This window comes from Lacticaseibacillus sp. 866-1, from assembly GCF_016861825.1.
Lineage (GTDB): Bacteria > Bacillota > Bacilli > Lactobacillales > Lactobacillaceae > Lacticaseibacillus.
Window position 1 is genome coordinate 37,465 of record NZ_BOLU01000017.1, and the last position, 17,823, is coordinate 55,287.

The following is a 17,823-nucleotide window of genomic DNA, read 5'->3' on the forward strand; positions in this document are numbered from 1 at the left end:
GGTTCAACTCACACGCATTTTGCGTGGTGCTGGACCACTTTTTCTATCACCCGGGAAATACGCGATGCAACAACGCGGTGGCTACGGGCCGCACGACCAGGCCGCGAATGATGTAGGCCAAGGCGAAGGAGCGCACCCAAGTGAAAAGCAGGGCTGATACAGGGAGGCCTGGCAGCACGCCGGCAGTCACCAGGCCCCAGGTCGACATGCTCAGGCACATGATGAGAATAGTTGCCCACTGGTGAATTTGTTGCGCCCGGTCGGGATCAAGGCTCTGCTGCTGGGTGGTGGCGAATACGCTGATCAGCAGGTTGGTAACCGGCGCGGCAACTGCCAGATTCCACGCGAAGGCGACTAAGATGGTGGGCGCCCAGCCGCTGAGAAATGTGGTCAAGGCGGCTGCAGTAAAGCCCAGCTGGAAAAGGATGTTGAGGCCGCTCATGAGCGACCCCATGCCCAGACACATTTCAGCGGTGAAGAACAACTGTTGCTTAGTGTAGGTATACATGTCGATAGCCTCCCTTCCAGCCCGGTGAGTGGCTGCTGGTTAGTCTTGTGGTTTGTGTATGACTGGGCATCTGGTCGGGCAACTGATTCGCCTTGGTGCTGGGGTGGCCACTAGTCCAGGCCTTCTCACGGTATCAATTTTAGAGCGTGCTGGGTTATGATTAATGTAATGAATAGTGGAGGTAACACGATGGCAGAAACTAAGCTTGACCTGACGACCTTGGTCCCGTATCGCAACCACCAAATTGCCAGTCGCTCACTGTCGCGCCGCCTGGGCATCACCTTGCCGCTAGCCGTTTACGCGATGGCGGCAGGCGAAACAATCAGCACCGAAACCGCCAGTCGGACACGCCTTTTGCAGTGCCTGGAGGGGGAGCTGACCGTCATTTTTACGGATCACCGGACCACTGTCGAACCCGGGACAATGCTGGTAGTCCCAGCTGGCACAGCTCATGCGTTGAGCGCTGAGCAGCCGTGTAAGTTTATGCAGATTGAAAGCGAGGTTCGTCAATGACATATATCGATAAAATTCCGCAGGCCACTGTCGTCGATCTCAAGCAGTTGATCGATTTAGCCGATGATGAAGTCACCAGTCGTACGCTGGTCCAGCGGCCCGATTTGACGTTGACCCTGTTTGCGGTGGGCACCGGCGAAGAAATCGGTGGCCACGAAGCCGCTGGCGATGCCATGGTGAATGTCTTAAGCGGTGTGGCGGAGATCACCATTGCCGATCAGACATACACGGTGGCGGCTGGTCAGACCATTGTGATCCCCGCCGGGCAGCGCCACTCTCTGTATGCCAAGGAGGGGTTTCAAATGCTGCTGACCGTTGTGAAACCGGCCCGGTCTTGAGTGAACCGCTTTGCCGTGACCAAAAGGGCGCTACTCCACGTGAGAGTAGCGCCCCTTTTTGTACGCTGGTACGTTTAGTTGTCGGCCTGATCGTCAGGGTGCAAGCCAGGCCCACCGCCTTGAGGACCGTGAGGACGGCCGCCAAACTCAGGCCGGCCATCATAGCCGCCAAAGCCGCGGCGGAGACCGCCGCCCCATTCCTGCCGGTAGCCGTGATGGCCGTGGTGGCGGCGCGGCCCAAACTGGCCGAGCTTTTCAAAGTAGGCGTCAACGGCCTCGTCCTGGTCGCCATTTTCCAAGCTGCCGATAAGCTTTAACATCAAGCCGGTCAGCTGCGCCTGTTCTTCCGCGGTCAGGCCGGCAAACATTTTATCTGCCAGCTGGTCCTTGTCGTCGCGGGCACTTTCAATAAAAGTTTTGCCATCATCGGTGAGTGAAATCAGCTGCACGCGGCCGTCTTCATCAGAGGGGGTGCGGGAGACCAGGCCGGCGTCCTCGAGCTTTGCCACCATGGCGCTGGCGGAGCTGGGCCGGATGTCGAGCGCCTCAACGATGTCGGCGTTGGTCAGGCGGTCGTGCTGCGCAATCAGCCGCAGCACGCGCAGCTGGCCTCGCGGGGCGGCTCCTTCGCGGTGGTCAGAATGCAGCGTCCACATCGCGCTTTGCGCAAAGCCGCGCTGCGTGAACAGGCGACCAAAGAGTCTGAGCAATTGTTGGGTATCTTGGGTCATGAGCGATTACCTCCAAGGATTTTATTTAGCTAGTCACACATATAGACTAACTAACGAAAAGAGTTTAATCCCTTAGTTAGTTTTTGTCAACAAAAGATAACTAAAAAAGATTTTCGGCTTTTTTTCCGCGAACTTGATGCCGGTCAAGTCGGATTTTTCCGTTCGGCCTTAAGCTGAACTTGTCAATCAGGAAAGGTCATTCGGCAGGCGTCGAAAAGGCCGCCTACAAGGAGAGTGGAAAATATGAAATTTCAACTATGGATCGAAAAACACACGACGCAGCTGACCGCCGTTTCGGCGATCCTCATCGTGCTGGGGTACGCAGGCAAATACCTGCTGAATGCACCGCTGGTTTACACGATCACCCTGGCGACAGCGTCGATCGTCGCCGGCGTTCCGATTTTCCTGCATGCCTACCAGGCGTTGCGCGTGAAGGTCATCAGCATTGAACTGCTGGTCACCATCGCGGTGATCGGGGCGTTCATCATCGGTGAGTACAACGAAAGCGCGATTGTCACGTTCCTCTTCCTGTTCGGGAACTTCCTGGAACAGAAAACCCTCGCCAAGACGCGCCAGTCGATTAAGAGTCTGACCGAAATGGCGCCGACCAGCGCGGAACTGATCCACGATGACGGGACGATCGAAGAGGTCGACGTTGATGACCTCGATGTCGGCGACGTGGTCCAAGTCAAAACCGGTGGCTCGATCCCAGTCGACGGGGAAATCGTCGACGGGCAAGGGTACGCCGATGAAGCTGCCGTGACCGGCGAGTCGCGCGCCGTCACCAAGAACGCTGGGGACAAAGTATTCTCTGGCACGCTGCTCAGCGACGGGTACGTGAAGATCAAGGCGACCAAGGTCGGGGACGACACGACGTTTGCCAAGATCATCGAATTGGTCGAAGACGCGCAAGACACCAAGTCCCACGCCGAGAAGTTCATCGACCGCTTCGCCAAGTATTACACCCCCGCGGTGCTGGTCATCGCGCTGATAGTCGGCCTGGTCTCTCGCGACTTCAAGCTTGCCATCACGGTCCTGGTGCTTGGGTGCCCTGGGGCTTTGGTCATCGGCGCGCCGGTTTCCAACGTTGCCGGCATCGGCAATGGCGCCAAGCGCGGCATTCTCGTCAAGGGCGGGTCTGCAATGGATACCTTCTCGAAAGTCGACACGTTTGTTTTTGATAAAACCGGCACGCTGACGACGGGCAAAACCGCGCTGGCCGACAGCAAAGTTTACGGTCCAGACGCCAATCAGGCGCTGCAGCTGACCGCCGCCGTCGAGGCGCTTTCCGACCACCCGCTGGGCCGTGCGCTGACCCAGGCCGCAGATGATGCGCACCTGGATTACAAGGCTTTGGCGATCGAAAACAGCAGCACCATCAAGGGCCAAGGCATTACGGCTACCGTCGCGGGTCACACCGTATGCGCCGGCAACCGCAAGCTGCTTGAGGCGCATGACGTCCAGCTCTCTGCCGAACAGGCCGAGACGCTGAGCCAGTTCCAGGCGACCGGCAGTTCGATCGTCATTGTGGCCATCGATGCGAAGGTCGCGGCAATTTACGCCATCGCGGACACCATTCGCGAGGGTCTCAAGGACGAGTTAGCCGAGCTGAAAAAGGCCGGGGCCAAGCACCTGGTCATGCTGACCGGTGATAACACGCAAACCGCCAATTACGTCGCGAACCAGCTGGGGATCGATGAGGTCCACGCCGACTTGCTGCCCCAGGACAAAGTCACTTATGTGAAGCAGTTTGAAGACGAAGGCCGCACCGTCGCCTTCGTTGGGGATGGCATCAACGACAGTCCGTCGCTGGCGACCGCTGACATCGGCATCGCAATGGGCTCAGGCACCGACGTTGCGATTGAAACCTCTGACATTGTCTTGATGCAGTCCAGCTTTGCGGCTTTGGACCACGCTTACAAGCTGGCCAAGAAGACGGTGCTGAACACCCGTGAGAATATCTTCATCTCCATCGCTGTGGTCGCCTTCCTGCTGCTGGGCCTGATCGCCGGCTTCATCTACATGGCTAGCGGCATGTTCGTTCACGAAGCCTCTATCCTGGTCGTCATTTTCAACGCGATGCGCCTGATCAACTACGGCAAGCATGACGACAAAAAAATCTCAGAAAATGTCGCGAACTTGACCGCGGTCAATTCCGCCAAGTGAGCAACTCGATAGAATGTAGTTGTAAATAAGCGAAAGGGAGTCTTTCAAATGAGTAAAAAAATCACAATGCAACTGGATCAGCTGACCTGCCCGTCTTGCTTGACCAAGATTGAAGGGGCCGTAAAGCAGCAGCCCGGCGTTTCCAACGTCAAAGTGCTCTTCAATGCTGGCAAGGTGAAGGCCGACTTTGACGACAGCCAGACCTCAGCCGACCAGTTGTCGGACGTAGTCACCAAGCTGGGCTACGAAGTCAAAAAAGTGCGCGTGAAGGACAATGAGTAGGGGGAACATTTCATGACAATCGATGAACAATACGCAGTAGAAGTGAAGCAAGCAGACTTGGATCACCACAAGCCGACCGCCGGGGCTATGACCGGCCACATTGTCGCCAACTTGTTCGTGATGAACGTCAAGCTGCACCAGGTCGCCTGGTACGTCAAAGGCGAGCAAAGCCTGGCCGTTGCTGATTTTTACCAGCAGCTGATTGCGCAGAACCGTCGGCAGATCGACGAGCTGGGTGAGGTGTTGCTGGATGAAAACCAGATTGTGCCCAGCACCACCGCTGAGTTTGCGCAGTACACCGGGCTGCAGGAAGACGGCCGCCTGAAGTACGACACTGCGGCCAACATGGTCGCCCAAACCGCCAAGGACTTCACCACTGAGGATATGTACGTCGACCGCGCCATCAAGCTCGCCGAGCGTGAGGAACGCCCAGCCATGGCGGCTTACCTCACGAAGTTGCGCGGTGAGAATAACCAGGCCGTTCGCAGGTTGCAGAGTTTTCTGGGCAAAACGGCCTGGGAGGACCTCGTCGAAGTGGACGACGATGATGATGAAGATTAGCCTATATTAACGTCAACCTATGCCACCTCTAAAATAACTGCCTTGTGCCGAGCTGTTCTCGGCGCCGGGCAGTTATTTATTTTCTTCTTGTATTTTATTGCCAGGGTGTTAAGCTGGTCTCCAGTTAAGTTGCAATTACACCTAAATAGAAAGGCATGATCAATATGGATGACATTACCGCAATCGAACAAGTTGTTGCCGCAGAGCGCCAGTACCGGGTTCGCGGGGCTAACGACGCGCTGACCAGCGTTTACTGGCCGGACGCTACCGTGCACACCAGCTGGCAAAGCGGGCCCATCAGCTCATTTATCGGCAAGGGTACAGCCGAGATGAACAGCACGATCATCACCCGCGCGTCGACGCCGGTGGTCCACCAGCTGAGCGCCACACGCGCCTACGTCGAAATGCCGAACCTCTCCGACTACTGGGAGCAGCTGCACGGCGTTGAGGTTGTCCTCGAAGAGTTCATGCGCCTGATCTACCGCGTAGAAAAACGCGATGGCGAGTGGCGCATCGCCGATATGCTGTCGATTTACGAGGCCGACAAGCTGACTCCGGCGATTCCAGGCACTGACCTGAAGATCGATCCGGCCGATGTCAAAGACTTACGCCTGCCGTACCGCTGGATGGCGTACACGCGCACTCAGGACGGCGGCACAATTAGCCAGGATCTGCTGGGCGTTGACCAAAAAGACAAGGTCGCCAAGGTTTACGCAGACGCCGAAGCATGGGCGAAGCAAGGCTAACGAAAAGCACTCACTTTTGGTAAATCCGAAAGTGGGTGTTTTTGTGTGAGATCAATGACTTAACCAAGGCTGCCAGAAGTTCGCTCAAAAATCACGTAAACCCTGATATAACAGCCTACAATCAAGGAAAAAACGCAATTTGGCACGGCACCCTAAAAACACGCAAAAAAAGAAACGTTGATACACCGGCTCTTAACGTTTGAAAAAACGCGCTTTTTGGTCGGTTAACCAAACCAATCAGCTTCAGGGATTTTGTCTAAAGGACCTGGTCAGCGACTTACCATATTCGGAGTTGTGGTAATTGTTTTTCAATAGTCGGGTGCATAGACTAGAGGTGGTAGATAATAATTAGAAAGCGCAGTCTTTTTGGAAAGGAGCCAACCGATCGTCATATTTATTATCACAATATAATCTTTTATAACAGACGTTCCGGGAAAGCAAAAATTTGGAGGGACTTAAACATGGCTAAATTCAAAGTGATTGTTTGGGGCTTGGGGAATGTTGGTCGGGCTGCGATTAGGATGATTCAAAGCAAAGAAAGCCTGCAACTTGTTGCCGCGGTTGATTCTGATCCGGCCAAGGTTGGGCAAGATGCCGGTGAGGTGTTTGGCTTTCCCAAGACGGGCGTGCAAGTCACTGATGATATTAACGGCGCGGTCAAACTGGATGCTGATGTGGTACTCGCCTACGTCCCGCTACGGCGCGGCGAGGGGAATGTGTACGATCCCAGTATTGATGACATGATGATCCCACTGACCGCCGGCAAGAATGTGATCACCACGATCCCGCTGTATTATATGCAGATCCTTGACCCCAAAAATTACGCGCGGCTTGATCAATGTGCCAAAGACCATCACGTCTCATTTTTGCCTACGGGACTGCTGCCAGGCGCCTATGCGTCATATCTGCCAACGGTCTTGGCTGGGCTCATGGGCCGGGTCGATAACATTTTGGTCCAAAGCGGCGAAGACGATCAGGAAAACACGGCGGCCTGGGTCAAGGTCTTTAATTACGGCGGTGATCCTACCACCTTCCCGTCAGATATGCTGAAAGATATTATCACTCGGTATTATGTTGGCGCGGTGTATGAGATTGGTGATCGGCTCGGGCTTAAATTCGATCGGGTCGACAGTACCCACGAGTTATTTACGGCCCCTGAGGACCTTAAATTTGTGAATGGGATCGCTAAGAAAGGAACCATTAGTGGTCACCGCTTCGAGATGAGTGGCATCATCAATGGTCAGAAAAAAGTGACGCTGCGTTACGTTCATAAGATTTGTGACGATAAAAACCCTGAGCCGGACATCACCAACTTGATCCATATTGAAGGGCTGCCGAGCACCCTGGATGCGCGGATCGATGGCTTGATGCCGCTGGATGAATCCTTTGTGACCAGCACAGCCCCGTCGATTAACGCGATTCCACAAGTGGTTAGCGCCAAAGCTGGTGTGGTCTACGCGCTTGATCTGCCAACCATCGTTCCAGTGCGCTGATTACTGGGGGTTGGCCAAACTAAAGACCCTTCCCATTTTTGGAAAGGGTCTTTTTGGCACCTAGTGGGACGACACAGGTCAGGCGTGTGCAGTTGTCGTAGTTTGGAGCGTGCTGTCCACGCCTTTGTGGATGAGGTCTGAGATGATCGTCGCGAGTTCTTCCTGCGTAATCGCGGATTCTGAACTGAGCCAGGTGCGATAAGTATAGAAAATACTGTTGATGATAAAATTGGCAGTGATTTCGGCGCACAGATCCTGACCACCGTTTAGCCGCTTGATGTCGTCCTTGATGGCAATCACGTAGCGGCGGCGCACGCCTTCATAAATCCAGGCGTAACTTGGATCACAGATCAGCTTTTTTTGCAGTGGGGGATCAGAGGCAATGATAGCCGTGAATTCCTGGGTCAGGAAATACTCATCTACCGAGTTGCGCCGCATCAGGTGCTGCTTTGTCCCTTTCAGCATCTGGTGAAAGATCTCATCTTGCAAGGTTAGGAACAGATCGTGCAGCGTGGGGTAGTACAGGTAAAACGTTTTGCGGTTAATGCCGAGACGCCCAGTCAGTGCTTTCACGGTGATTTTGTTGTAATCCATTTCCAGAATCATCAACTTTAGCTCATTCAAAATGCGTTGCTTCGTGGGCAGACGACCATTTGCTGTGGCACGCTTGTTGTTAGTTGATGACATGGGTTGAAAAGTTGTCGTTAACTGCCTGTTTTTCATGACTCACACATTCTTTTTCCTAGTGAAATCGCTAAACCACGCGCTTTATCAATTGAAAAAACGCGTTTTAGTAGTCAAGGTGATCAGTGCTCAAGTCAACACCGTTTGATGCAATTACCTGCTTGTACCAGTAGAAAGATTTCTTCTTGGAGCGGGCGAGGGTGCCGTGGCCCTGGTCATCCATGTCAACGTAGATAAAGCCGTAGCGCTTGCTCATTTCGCCAGTTGAAAGGGAAACCAGGTCGATGCAGCCCCATGGGGTGTAGCCCATGACGGGGACACCGTCGTCGATTGCGCCCTGGATTGCTTCGATGTGTGACTTCAGGTAATCGATGCGGTAATCGTCGTTGATCTTGCCATCGGGTTCCACCGTGTCGGCAGCACCGAGGCCGTTTTCGACGATGAACAGCGGGACCTGGTAACGGTCGTAGAGCCGGTTTAGTCCAACGCGCAGGCCGACTGGATCGATCTGCCAGCCCCATTCGCTTTCCTTCAAGAACGGGTTTTTGAGGCCGCCCAGGATGTTGCCAGCGGTTTTTTCGTTCACTTTGCCGGTGACTTCAGTGACGCTAGACATGTAGTAGGAGAAAGACAGGAAGTCGACGTGGTACTTTTTGAGCAGGGCGAGCTCCTCCGGCGTGCGGTCGAGGTCGGCGCCGGTGAAGCCGTACTGTTTATACAGCGACTCACTGTAGGCCGGGTATTCGCCGCGGACTTGCACATCGGTGGTGTAGTAGTTGAAGCCTTGGTCGAACTTCAGCGCGGCCAGCTAGTTGACCGGGTTGGCGTCGTACGCGTAATTGGTGGCGTAGACGATCATGTTGCCGACCTGGCTGTCAGGGTTCTTCTCGTGCGCCGCCTTGACCGCGTAAGCTGAGCCGACGAACTGGTTGTGCCAAGCCTGATAGACATTGCGCTTGTCGTCAGCCCCGGTCTTGGCGATCATGCCTTGGCTGGAGAAGGGAAAGCTGGCCGCCGAGTTGATTTCGTTGAACGTCAGCCAGTATTTGACCTGGTCGCCGAAGCGGTCAATCACGGTGTCGGCATAGTGCTTGAAAAAGCCGATTAGCTGTTTGTTCTTCCAGCCGCCGTAGTGCTCGGCGAGATACAGGGGCAGTTCGTAGTGGGAAATGGTGATGACTGGCTCAATGCCGTACTTCAGGCACTCGTCGATGACATTTTGGTAGAAGGTCAGGCCCTTTTCGTTGGGCTGCTCCTCATCGCCTTGCGGAAAAATCCGGCTCCAGCTGATGGAGAAGCGGTAGGCCTTGAAGCCCATCTCTGCGAACAGCGCGATGTCTTCTTTGTAGTGGTGGTAAAAGTCGATGCCTTCGTGGTTCGGGTACGTGTACTTGGGGTTGGGCTGCCAGTCAAAATCGGGACTCTTGATGATTTTCATGCGGTCCTTGCCGCCTGGTGCGATGTCGTCGATTGACGGCCCGCGCCCGTCGATGTCGTATGCCCCTTCAAGTTGGTTAGCAGCTGTGGCACCGCCCCAGAGAAAGTTTTTGGGAAAACTCATATATGATTCCTTCTTTCATTCAGCATGATACGGTGAAACCGCATCCATCGTTTATTATACAGGACTGCAGCGGGTACCGTCGCGTTCCACGTGAAACATAATGACCTGGGTAGGCAAAAGAAAAAACGTGCAGTCCGACTGGGGACTACACGTTTCTCAAACTGATGTTGAATGCCTTACTTGATCGGTTTCCATACCCAGTTTTGGACTTCTGGGAGGTCTTCACCGGTATCGCGGATGTAATCGTAGTGGTACTGCAGGGTGTCATCCATCTTCTGAACGAACGCCGCGCCTTTTGCCGCGTAACCTGGGACGTGTTCAACGACGTCCTTGGCCAGGTGGAAGCGGTCGAGCTGGTTCAGGACCCGCATGTCGAACGGCGTCGTGATGGCACCTTCCTCGCGGTAGCCGTGAACGAACAGATTGTGATTGTGGCGATCGAAGAAGATGTCCTTAATCAGATCTTCAAAGCCGTGGAACTGGAAGAAGACTGGCTTGTCCTTGGTGAAGTACGAGTCGAATTCTTCGTCGCTCAGGCCGCGTGGATCGTCCTTCTTCAGCTTCAGAAGATCCAGTACGTTGACGAAGCGGATCTTGAGGTCAGGGAACTGATCGTGCAGCAGGGTGATGGCAGCGAGGCTTTCCAGGTTCGGCTCGGTACCGGCTGCGGCGAGCACGACATCCGGTTCTACGCCATCGTCGTTAGACGCCCAGTCGATGCGCTTCAGGCCATTATTGGCCAGGACCGTCGCTTCTTCGATGGAGTAGAACTGCGGCCGCGGCTGCTTGGAAGTGATCAGCAGGTTGATGGTGTTTTCGCTGCTAAAGACCTTTGGGGAGATGGCCAGCAGGGAGTTGGCGTCGGCCGGCAAGTACTCGCGAATGAATTCGCCTTTCTTTTCGGCCAGGTGAGTCAAAATGCCTGGGTCTTGGTGCGTGTAGCCGTTGTGGTCCTGCTGGAACGAGGTCGAAGTGGAGACGACGTTCAGTGACGGATACGGGCGGTGCCACGGCTCGTCGGCGGCTTCGCGGATCCACTTGAAGTACTGGGTCAGCATGGAGTCCACGACGCGCAGAAACGCCTCGTAGGACGTGAACACGCCGTGGCGACCGGTGAGCGTGTAGCCTTCAAGGAAGCCTTCCGCCTGGTGCTCAGACAGCTGGGAGTCGATGATCCGGCCGGACGCGTTCATGTCCTCGTCGGAGCCGTTATCGGAAATGCGTTCTAACCACTGACGGTTGGTCGTGTCGAACAAGCCGTACAGACGGTTCGACATGGTTTCGTCAGGGCCGAAGACGCGGAAGTTATCCGGGTTCAGCTTGATGAGGTCGCGCAGGTAATCAGACCAGATCAGCATATCCTGGCGCACATTTTTGCCGCGCTCGGTGTTGTCGAGGGCGTACTGGTGGAAGTCAGGCAGGACCAGCGGCTTGGTGTGGTTGCCCATGTTGGTGATTGGGTTGTCCGCCATGCGCTTGGTGCCGGTCGGAGCCATCGCCTTGAGTTCCGGCTTCAAGACACCGTTGTCGTCAAACAGTTCCTCAGGCTTGTAGGACTTGAGCCAGGCGGTCAGGGCGTCAGCGTGTTCCATGTGGTCGCGGGATACCGGGATCGGGATCTGGTGGGCACGGAACGAGCCTTCGATTTTATCGCCATCCCAGCTCTTCGGGCCGGTCCAGCCTTTTGGCGTGCGGACGATGACCACCGGCCAGTGCGGCATCGTGGTGTCGCCGGTCTCACGGGCGTGCTTTTGGATGGCCTTGATTTCCTCAATGGCGGTGTCAAAGACCTGCGCCATCTCGGGGTTCAGCTTGTCCGGGTCGTCGCCTTCGACGAAGTAAGGCTTCCAGCCCATGCCGCCGTAGTATTCGGTCAGCTCTTCGTCCGTCTTGCGGGACAGGATGGTCGGGTTGGAGATCTTGAATCCGTTCATGTTGATGATCGGCAAAACCGCGCCATCGGTAATTGGGTTGATGAACGTGTTGGAGAACCAGCTGGCTGCAAGAGGGCCGGTTTCACTTTCGCCGTCGCCGATGACGGTGGCCGCAATCACGTCCGGGTTATCGAGAATCGCGCCGGTGGCGTGGCTCAGCGCGTAGCCGAGTTCGCCGCCTTCGTGAATGGAACCGGGGATCTGCGCGTTGGCGTGACTGGCGGCACCACCAGGGAACGAGAAGCGCTTGAAGAGAATCTTCATGCCTTTTTCGTCTTGGGTGATGTTCGGGTAGGTCTCGGTGTAGGTGCCGTCGAGGTAGGCGTTCGAAATCATGACCTGACCACCGTGACCTGGGCCTTCAATGTAAAACATGTTCAGGTCGTACTTGTTGATCAGGCGGTTGAGGTGCGCGTAAATGAAGTTCTGACTGGCGATGGTGCCCCAGTGGCCCAGCGGGTTCACTTTCACGTCGCTGGACGCCAGCGGCCGCTTCAGCAGCGGGTTGTCGCGCAGGTACAGTTGGCCCACGGAGACATAGTTTGCGGCCCGCCAGTACGCGGTGAGCTTGTCAAAATATTCTTTGGAAGAGTAATCGACTTCGGACATTCAGATCCCTACTTTCTATGACTTAATGACTTAAGTATAGCACGAGTGACGCGGGAATGCTTAAAACTGCTTAATTATGCTTAAAATGTCGTCAAGTATTTCAGGTGGATAGATTGCTGATGGCAACCGAAAAGGCCCAGCAGCGATATTATCGCCGTTGGGCCTTACTAGTATTTCATTGACGGATCGAGTTAATCGTGATGTCATTACTTGCTGAGATCTTCACCGTTAGACGCAATGACTTTCTTGTACCAGTAGAAAGAGTCCTTCCGTAGTCGCTTCAGCGAACCGGTTCCCTCATCGTTCTGGTCAACATAGATATAGCCATACCGCTTCCGCATCTCGCCTGTTCCGGCAGAGACTAGATCGATGCAGACCCAGCTGGTGTAGCCCATCAGATCAATGCCATCTAGCGTTACCGCATCGCGCATTGACTTTATGTTTTGCTGCAGATAATCGATGCGGTAGTCATCGTGGATCTTACCGTCAGCTTCGACCTTGTCGAGCGCGCCGAGGCCGTTTTCAACGATCCACAGCGGCTTGCGGTAACGGTCATACAAGGTGTTCAGCGCCATTCTCAGCACGTCAGGATCATTTGCCCAGCCCCAGTCGGAAGTTGTCAGGTATGGGTTCTTCACACCTTGCATCAGGTTACCGCCAGTCTCCGCTTCGTCTTCGTGAGTGGTCAAGACATTCGAGGTATAGCAAGAAAAGCTAAGGAAGTCCGCCGGGTATTTAGCCAGTAGGTCATAGTCTTCAGGCCGGTCATCCAACTTAATACCTTGCCGCTGGTAACTGGCCAGGCGCGAAGCGGGGTAGTGACCACCAGTTTGCACATCTGAATAGAAAAGGTTGTCGTCCATCGCCTTGAGGGCTTTCAGCTGATCCGCTGGATCTGCGGTTAGCGGGTAAAACTGACTGTAGGCCAGCATCTGGCCAATGCGGTAATTGGAATCGATTTCGTGTCCTGCCTTAACGGCGAGGGCAGAAGCAACGAACTGGTTGTGTGCCCCTTGGGCCCGGTTTTGCGCACTGCCGTCAATCAGCCCACCGGCAACAAACGGCATCATGTCCATGCAGTTGATTTCGTTAAAGGTCAGCCAGTAGCGAACTTTACCGGTGTAGCGCTTGAACACAGTGGTGGCATACTTCACGTAGAAGTCGATCAGATCACGGCTTGCCCAGCCGTTGTACTTGATGGCAAGGTGCAGCGGCGTCTCATAGTGGGACAACGTGACGAGGGGCTCGATGTGATGGGCGTTGAGTTCGTCAAAAACGTGGTCGTAAAATTCCAGCCCAGCTTCATTTGGGGTTTCGTCATCGCCGTTCGGAAAGATGCGGGACCAGTTGATACTCATACGGAAGGTTTTGAAGCCCATTTCCGCCATCAGGGCAATGTCTTCCTTGTAGTGGTGGTAGAAATCGGAAGCCACGTGGCTGGGGTAAAATTCACCTGGCAGAATCGCCGGCTCGGCGCCTTCGGGAGCAACTCGCTTACCCCCAAAGCCCAATTCAGAATAGCCAGTTTCACCCGTTTCTCGATTGATCCAAGTGATGTGGCGAGGCTGTTTGTTTGAGCCTGCAGTCATCACATCCGAAGTGCTTAGGCCTTTACCATCAGCATCAAAGCCGCCTTCGACCTGGTTCGCTGCGGTCGCGCCGCCCCATAGAAAATCTTTGTTGAATGCCATTTATTTTGCCTCCTGAATGGTTAAATCTGTGCCGTTTGACTTGGTGCACTTCTGGTACCAGAAGTAAGAGTCTTTCTTATACCGGTCGTAGGTCCCTTGGGCGTTGTCATCAGCGTCGACATAAATGATGCCGTAACGTTTACTCATCTGCCCGGTGCTTGCAGCGGTGAGGTCGATGATGCCCCATGGCATGTAGCCAATCAGATCCACCCCGTCGGTGATTGCATCCGCCATGGCCTCAACGTGTTGCTTCATGTAGTTGATGCGGTAAGGGTCGTGGATTTTACCGTCAGGCGTCAACGTGTCTTCGGCACCTAGCCCATTTTCGGTGACCATGAGAGGCTTTTGATAGCGCCGGTAAAACTCATTAAGGAAGAAACGCAGGCCCATTGGATCGATCGGCCAGCCCCACTGACTTTCCTTCAGGTAGGGGTTCGGGGCCCCAAACGCTCCAGCGGCACCGTCATGCCCTTTGCTCTTGTCAGTAGTGACACATCCGGTGGCGTAGTAGCTGAAGGTTACGAAATCGACGGTGCCATTCTTCAGAATCTGATCATCGCTCGGTTGCGTTTCAATTGCGATTCCATTGTCGCGAAAGAACCGTTTCATGTAGTACGGATAAGCACCGTTGGCTTGTACATCAGGACAGAAGAACAGGCCGGTTTGCAGCTGTTGTTGCCAAGCCAACATGTCCTCAGGCTTTGGCGTGAGGGGATAAGAAGTTAGTCCGGCAATCATGCAGCCAATCTTGTTTTCCGGATCGATGGCGTGTCCGAGATTCACGACACGGGCACTGGCAAGAAACTGGTTGTGCAGCGCGGTGTAACGCTTACTCTTATCTTTTGCGGTTTCCTCAAAATCTGGGAGTATCCCATGGCCGCCGGCAATTGACAGAATGCCACCGTCGAAGTACCCACCACCTGGCATCGTCATCGCGTTGATCTCGTTGAACGTTAACCAGTAGTGAACCAGACCCTTATATTCAGACATCACGGTATTAACGTAGTGCACATAGAAGTCGATGACCTTGCGGTTGTACCAGCCATCGTATTTTTCCGCCAGTCCGTAAGGCGTCTCGTAATGCGATAGGGTCACAAGAGGCTCGATGCCGTATTTCTGAAGCTCAGTAAAAACATTGCGATAAAAGGCGATTCCTTCAGGGTTTGGTTGGTTCTCATCGCCCATTGGGAAAATGCGCGACCAAGCGATCGACATTCGAAACATCTTCAGGCCTGCGCCTGCCAAGAGCTTGATGTCCTCCTTGTAGTGGTGGTAGAAGTCAGACCCTTTGTGTGACGGATAGATGTACTTGTCATCGATTGGCTTCACGAATTTACGATCTTCGGTCTTGGTCCCTGTGGTGAGATAGTCTTCAGTCGCGGGACCCTTCCCATCCTCGTTCCAACCACCTTCAAATTGATTAGCGGCAGTGGCACCGCCCCAGAAGAAACCTTTTGGAAATTCTGCCATGTGTGTGTGCTCCTTTTCTAGACGACGAATTAAGCTTGTTTAACGTGTACAGCTGAAGCATTGTCTTTTGTCTTATCAGTTGAAGTGGTCGTTTCCTTATCACTGGCTGGCTCATTGTAAAGAATCATTGTTGCGATAAAGGTAATAACCATGCCAATGGTCATGCCGACCAAAGCCCAAACGAAGCTCATGATGGTTTGACCAATGAATATGGGGGTGCCAAGCAAACCCGCACTACCAGCCATAGCATAGGCCTTAACTCCCATCAATCCTGCAAACGCACCACCGAAGAAGCTACCAACCATTGCGCCGTACATAGGCTTCTTCAGTTTCAAATTGATCCCGAACATAGCGGGCTCAGTAACACCAGCAAGAATCGCAGTGACCGCGCAAGAAAATGCGGTTGAACGAAGCTTCTCATTGTGGCGCGTCTTGACGCCCACTGCCAGAGATGCAGCGCCCTGGTCAAGGTTATTTATGAAGCTGGAAATGAACACAATTGGTTCATAACCGACTGTCGCGAAAGTCTGGAGTGCATAAGGGCCCAAAGCAGTATGCATGCCGGTCATGACTAGCCAAGGCATTAGTGATGCTAGTAGACCAACGCCGACAAACCCAATGGTGTTGTAGATCCCGAGAACCGCCTTGGTCAGGTAAGTGCCCAAGAACGCGCCAGCTGGAGCCAGTACCCACAAAGTGATGGGTGCCATCACCAAAATGGTGAAGAACGGTACAATCAGCGACTTCAGTGAATCAGGGGTCCAGCGCGTGAAGAAACGCTCAACGTAAGACATCACGAACACGGCTAGAATACTTGGGAAGATCATGTTGCCGTATGTTGCGCTGTAAATTGGGATGCCCATCAGTGACAGGGCTTTGCCCGCAGTGACGGCGCTTACAAAATTGGGATGAATAAGCATTGCGCCGAGGAACATGCCCAATCCTTGGTTAGCACCGAACTTCTTCGCCGCGGTCGCACCAACAAAGACAGGCATGAAGTAGAATGTTGCATCACCGATAAAGTTTAGGACAGTATATGAGGGACTCTTCGTCGTGAGGACCCCCGCCATGGTCAGAACCAGCAGGAGAACCTTGACCATCCCACCACCAATCGAAACGGGGATCAGTGGGATAATGCTGCCGGCGATCGCGTCGAGCACATTGTTGAATGAGAACTTCTTCTTTGGCGCATCGTCATCATCAGCAGGGACTTCACCGTCGCCTTTGAGGTCGTTATCTGCTAAGACCTCGTTGTAGGCAGTGCCGACATCTTGGCCAACAATGGCTTGAAACTGTTCCCCGGACCACTGGGCACCGATCACTTTATCAAGGTTTTCGATGGCGTCCTGATTGACCAGGGTCTTGTCTTTCACGTTGAAGCGCAGCCGGGTGACGCAGTGGGTGAAGAAGACGATGTTGTCCTTACCACCCAATAGCCCAACGATATTTTGGGCAATATCTTCGTATTTCTGTTTCTTTGCCATGGTTATTTCCTCCTATTTTTTCCAATGAAAAACCCTTCAACAAGCGGACGTAGACTGGTCGTGTCTGCGCCTTGCTGTTGAAGGGTAATGCCCGCGTAGGTTACAAGCCTTCTTTTGCACAAAGTCGATTAACATGCATCATTAAGTATAATTTCTCTTCATCCTCAAGGGTGAAGCCGCGCTGCTGCTGGAGATACTCGGCAATTTGGTCCACGCATTCGGCGACCTTCGGATAATTCTTACGCGCATCTGCGTACATTTGCTGGTTATCTGTGTTGAGTGATTTGCCTTGCGTTTCTCGTTTAAGCAAGTACTGCATATGGGTGACAAACCTTGAATAATTGAAGTCGTGCTTGTCGATGTAGAGTGAGAAGAACCCCGCGATGATGTCGGTAATTTCGGATATCAGATCACTGTTCTCCTCGTTTTTGAGCGGCGCTTCCGACATGTTTTTGGCATTGATAATGTGAAGCGCCAAGTTACTGGCCTCTTCGGTGGGTAGATGAGCTTTTAGCCGTTTATTGAAGATAGCCAGGGCCTTTTCGCCTAACTCGTACTCGTCTGAGTAGAGGTTCTCGATGTCGTACCGCATCGGGGCGGCAATCACCATGCCGGTTTTGCGGCGCTGAATGGCAAAGTGGATGTGGTCGGCCAGGGTAAAGACTAGGTTGGAACTGATTGGCACGTTGACGTTCATTCGGATCATATCGACGACTTCAGCGGAGGCATCGATGATGTCCTCAGGAATCTCCTTGGCAAGACCCACGTACATCGAATCGACGTTGTAGAAAGTCCGTCTTATTGAAGAGAGGTCTGTAATCTCATATGGCATCTCCGGGAAACCAAGGCCACGGCCAATCGCGATGAGCTCATGATTCTCGTTGTCCAAACAGACCGCGACATTGTTGTTGATTTTCTTCCCCAGTTTACAATTCAAGTGCAACACCTTAGCGACTAGACCAAAAAGGCCATGAAGACCTATTCTTGTTAGTGCAACCAGACAAGAAAGCAGGAATCTTCATGACCCACTCTCAGATTAACACTCACAAGCA

15 protein-coding genes and 1 pseudogene are annotated in these 17,823 nt (G+C 53.7%); 7 read left to right on the forward strand and 9 right to left on the reverse strand.

Annotated features, from left to right (window positions below; translation table 11 throughout):
- Positions 1 to 46 precede the first annotated feature (46 nt).
- Entirely contained in the window at positions 47 to 508 is a 462-nt protein-coding gene (locus JUE30_RS06720) for a hypothetical protein (protein ID WP_203624184.1), read from the reverse strand.
- 189 nt (positions 509 to 697) lie between these two features.
- Here JUE30_RS06720 and JUE30_RS06725 point away from each other — a divergent pair, with 189 nt between their 5' ends.
- Together JUE30_RS06725 and JUE30_RS06730 are read left to right on the forward strand one after the other, a co-directional pair.
- Positions 698 to 1,021, forward strand: a complete 324-nt coding sequence (locus JUE30_RS06725; RefSeq protein WP_203624185.1) for a cupin domain-containing protein — start codon at positions 698 to 700, stop codon at positions 1,019 to 1,021.
- The gene (locus JUE30_RS06730; protein ID WP_203624186.1) at positions 1,018 to 1,359 is read left to right on the forward strand and encodes a cupin domain-containing protein; all 342 of its coding nucleotides are present in this window, start codon (positions 1,018 to 1,020) and stop codon (positions 1,357 to 1,359) included. Before JUE30_RS06725 ends, JUE30_RS06730 begins: the two co-directional genes overlap by 4 nt.
- Positions 1,360 to 1,433: 74 nt before the next feature.
- On the opposite strand, the gene JUE30_RS06735 is transcribed toward JUE30_RS06730, so the two are convergent.
- Positions 1,434 to 2,090, reverse strand: a complete 657-nt coding sequence (locus JUE30_RS06735) for a MarR family transcriptional regulator (protein WP_203624187.1) — start codon at positions 2,088 to 2,090, stop codon at positions 1,434 to 1,436.
- Positions 2,091 to 2,333: 243 nt separating this feature from the next.
- Between JUE30_RS06735 and JUE30_RS06740 the strand changes: the two genes are divergently transcribed.
- The 5 genes from JUE30_RS06740 (at position 2,334) to JUE30_RS06760 (ending at position 7,338) form a co-directional block, all read left to right on the forward strand.
- Positions 2,334 to 4,256, forward strand: coding sequence for a heavy metal translocating P-type ATPase (locus JUE30_RS06740; RefSeq protein WP_203624188.1), 1,923 nt, complete (start codon positions 2,334 to 2,336; stop codon positions 4,254 to 4,256).
- A 48-nt stretch (positions 4,257 to 4,304) separates the two neighbouring features.
- Positions 4,305 to 4,538 carry a heavy-metal-associated domain-containing protein gene (locus JUE30_RS06745; RefSeq protein WP_125757636.1) on the forward strand — a complete coding sequence of 78 codons (234 nt, stop codon included), beginning with the start codon at positions 4,305 to 4,307 and terminating at the stop codon, positions 4,536 to 4,538.
- A 12-nt stretch (positions 4,539 to 4,550) separates the two neighbouring features.
- Positions 4,551 to 5,099: a ferritin-like domain-containing protein gene (locus tag JUE30_RS06750; protein ID WP_203624189.1), complete on the forward strand. Its 549-nt coding sequence runs from the start codon at positions 4,551 to 4,553 to the stop codon at positions 5,097 to 5,099.
- A 164-nt stretch (positions 5,100 to 5,263) separates the two neighbouring features.
- Positions 5,264 to 5,845, forward strand: coding sequence for a hypothetical protein (locus JUE30_RS06755; RefSeq protein WP_203624190.1), 582 nt, complete (start codon positions 5,264 to 5,266; stop codon positions 5,843 to 5,845).
- Between the two features lie 461 nt (positions 5,846 to 6,306).
- Positions 6,307 to 7,338 (forward strand): hypothetical protein, encoded by a 1,032-nt coding sequence (locus JUE30_RS06760; RefSeq protein WP_203624191.1) that lies wholly within the window; start codon positions 6,307 to 6,309, stop codon positions 7,336 to 7,338.
- 78 nt (positions 7,339 to 7,416) lie between these two features.
- On the opposite strand, the gene JUE30_RS06765 is transcribed toward JUE30_RS06760, so the two are convergent.
- From JUE30_RS06765 to JUE30_RS06795, 7 genes and pseudogenes are all read right to left on the reverse strand, one after another.
- Positions 7,417 to 7,944 (reverse strand): TetR/AcrR family transcriptional regulator, encoded by a 528-nt coding sequence (locus tag JUE30_RS06765; protein ID WP_203624192.1) that lies wholly within the window; start codon positions 7,942 to 7,944, stop codon positions 7,417 to 7,419.
- Positions 7,945 to 8,128: 184 nt separating this feature from the next.
- Positions 8,129 to 9,583 (reverse strand): annotated as a pseudogene (locus tag JUE30_RS06770) (glycoside hydrolase family 1 protein).
- A gap of 176 nt (positions 9,584 to 9,759) precedes the next feature.
- Positions 9,760 to 12,126, reverse strand: coding sequence for a phosphoketolase (locus tag JUE30_RS06775; RefSeq protein ID WP_203624193.1), 2,367 nt, complete (start codon positions 12,124 to 12,126; stop codon positions 9,760 to 9,762).
- A 206-nt stretch (positions 12,127 to 12,332) separates the two neighbouring features.
- On the reverse strand, positions 12,333 to 13,817 hold the full coding sequence (locus tag JUE30_RS06780; protein ID WP_203624194.1) for a glycoside hydrolase family 1 protein: 1,485 nt from the start codon (positions 13,815 to 13,817) through the stop codon (positions 12,333 to 12,335).
- On the reverse strand, positions 13,818 to 15,287 hold the full coding sequence (locus tag JUE30_RS06785; RefSeq protein ID WP_203624195.1) for a glycoside hydrolase family 1 protein: 1,470 nt from the start codon (positions 15,285 to 15,287) through the stop codon (positions 13,818 to 13,820).
- A gap of 29 nt (positions 15,288 to 15,316) precedes the next feature.
- Positions 15,317 to 16,771: a PTS transporter subunit EIIC gene (locus tag JUE30_RS06790; RefSeq protein WP_203624196.1), complete on the reverse strand. Its 1,455-nt coding sequence runs from the start codon at positions 16,769 to 16,771 to the stop codon at positions 15,317 to 15,319.
- Between the two features lie 100 nt (positions 16,772 to 16,871).
- Complete coding sequence (locus JUE30_RS06795; protein WP_203624197.1) at positions 16,872 to 17,708, reverse strand: PRD domain-containing protein; 837 nt, start codon at positions 17,706 to 17,708, stop codon at positions 16,872 to 16,874.
- Positions 17,709 to 17,823: the final 115 nt, after the last annotated feature.

Coding starts and splice junctions, on each gene's coding strand:
- JUE30_RS06720 (WP_203624184.1), bottom strand. CDS start 508: ATGTATACCTACACTAAGCAACAGTTGTTCTTCACCGCTGAAATGTGT.
- JUE30_RS06780 (WP_203624194.1), bottom strand. CDS start 13,817: ATGGCATTCAACAAAGATTTTCTATGGGGCGGCGCGACCGCAGCGAAC.
- JUE30_RS06740 (WP_203624188.1), top strand. CDS start 2,334: ATGAAATTTCAACTATGGATCGAAAAACACACGACGCAGCTGACCGCC.
- JUE30_RS06775 (WP_203624193.1), bottom strand. CDS start 12,126: ATGTCCGAAGTCGATTACTCTTCCAAAGAATATTTTGACAAGCTCACC.
- JUE30_RS06725 (WP_203624185.1), top strand. CDS start 698: ATGGCAGAAACTAAGCTTGACCTGACGACCTTGGTCCCGTATCGCAAC.
- JUE30_RS06755 (WP_203624190.1), top strand. CDS start 5,264: ATGGATGACATTACCGCAATCGAACAAGTTGTTGCCGCAGAGCGCCAG.
- JUE30_RS06765 (WP_203624192.1), bottom strand. CDS start 7,944: ATGATTCTGGAAATGGATTACAACAAAATCACCGTGAAAGCACTGACT.
- JUE30_RS06760 (WP_203624191.1), top strand. CDS start 6,307: ATGGCTAAATTCAAAGTGATTGTTTGGGGCTTGGGGAATGTTGGTCGG.
- JUE30_RS06750 (WP_203624189.1), top strand. CDS start 4,551: ATGACAATCGATGAACAATACGCAGTAGAAGTGAAGCAAGCAGACTTG.
- JUE30_RS06790 (WP_203624196.1), bottom strand. CDS start 16,771: ATGGCAAAGAAACAGAAATACGAAGATATTGCCCAAAATATCGTTGGG.
- JUE30_RS06745 (WP_125757636.1), top strand. CDS start 4,305: ATGAGTAAAAAAATCACAATGCAACTGGATCAGCTGACCTGCCCGTCT.
- JUE30_RS06785 (WP_203624195.1), bottom strand. CDS start 15,287: ATGGCAGAATTTCCAAAAGGTTTCTTCTGGGGCGGTGCCACTGCCGCT.
- JUE30_RS06735 (WP_203624187.1), bottom strand. CDS start 2,090: ATGACCCAAGATACCCAACAATTGCTCAGACTCTTTGGTCGCCTGTTC.
- JUE30_RS06730 (WP_203624186.1), top strand. CDS start 1,018: ATGACATATATCGATAAAATTCCGCAGGCCACTGTCGTCGATCTCAAG.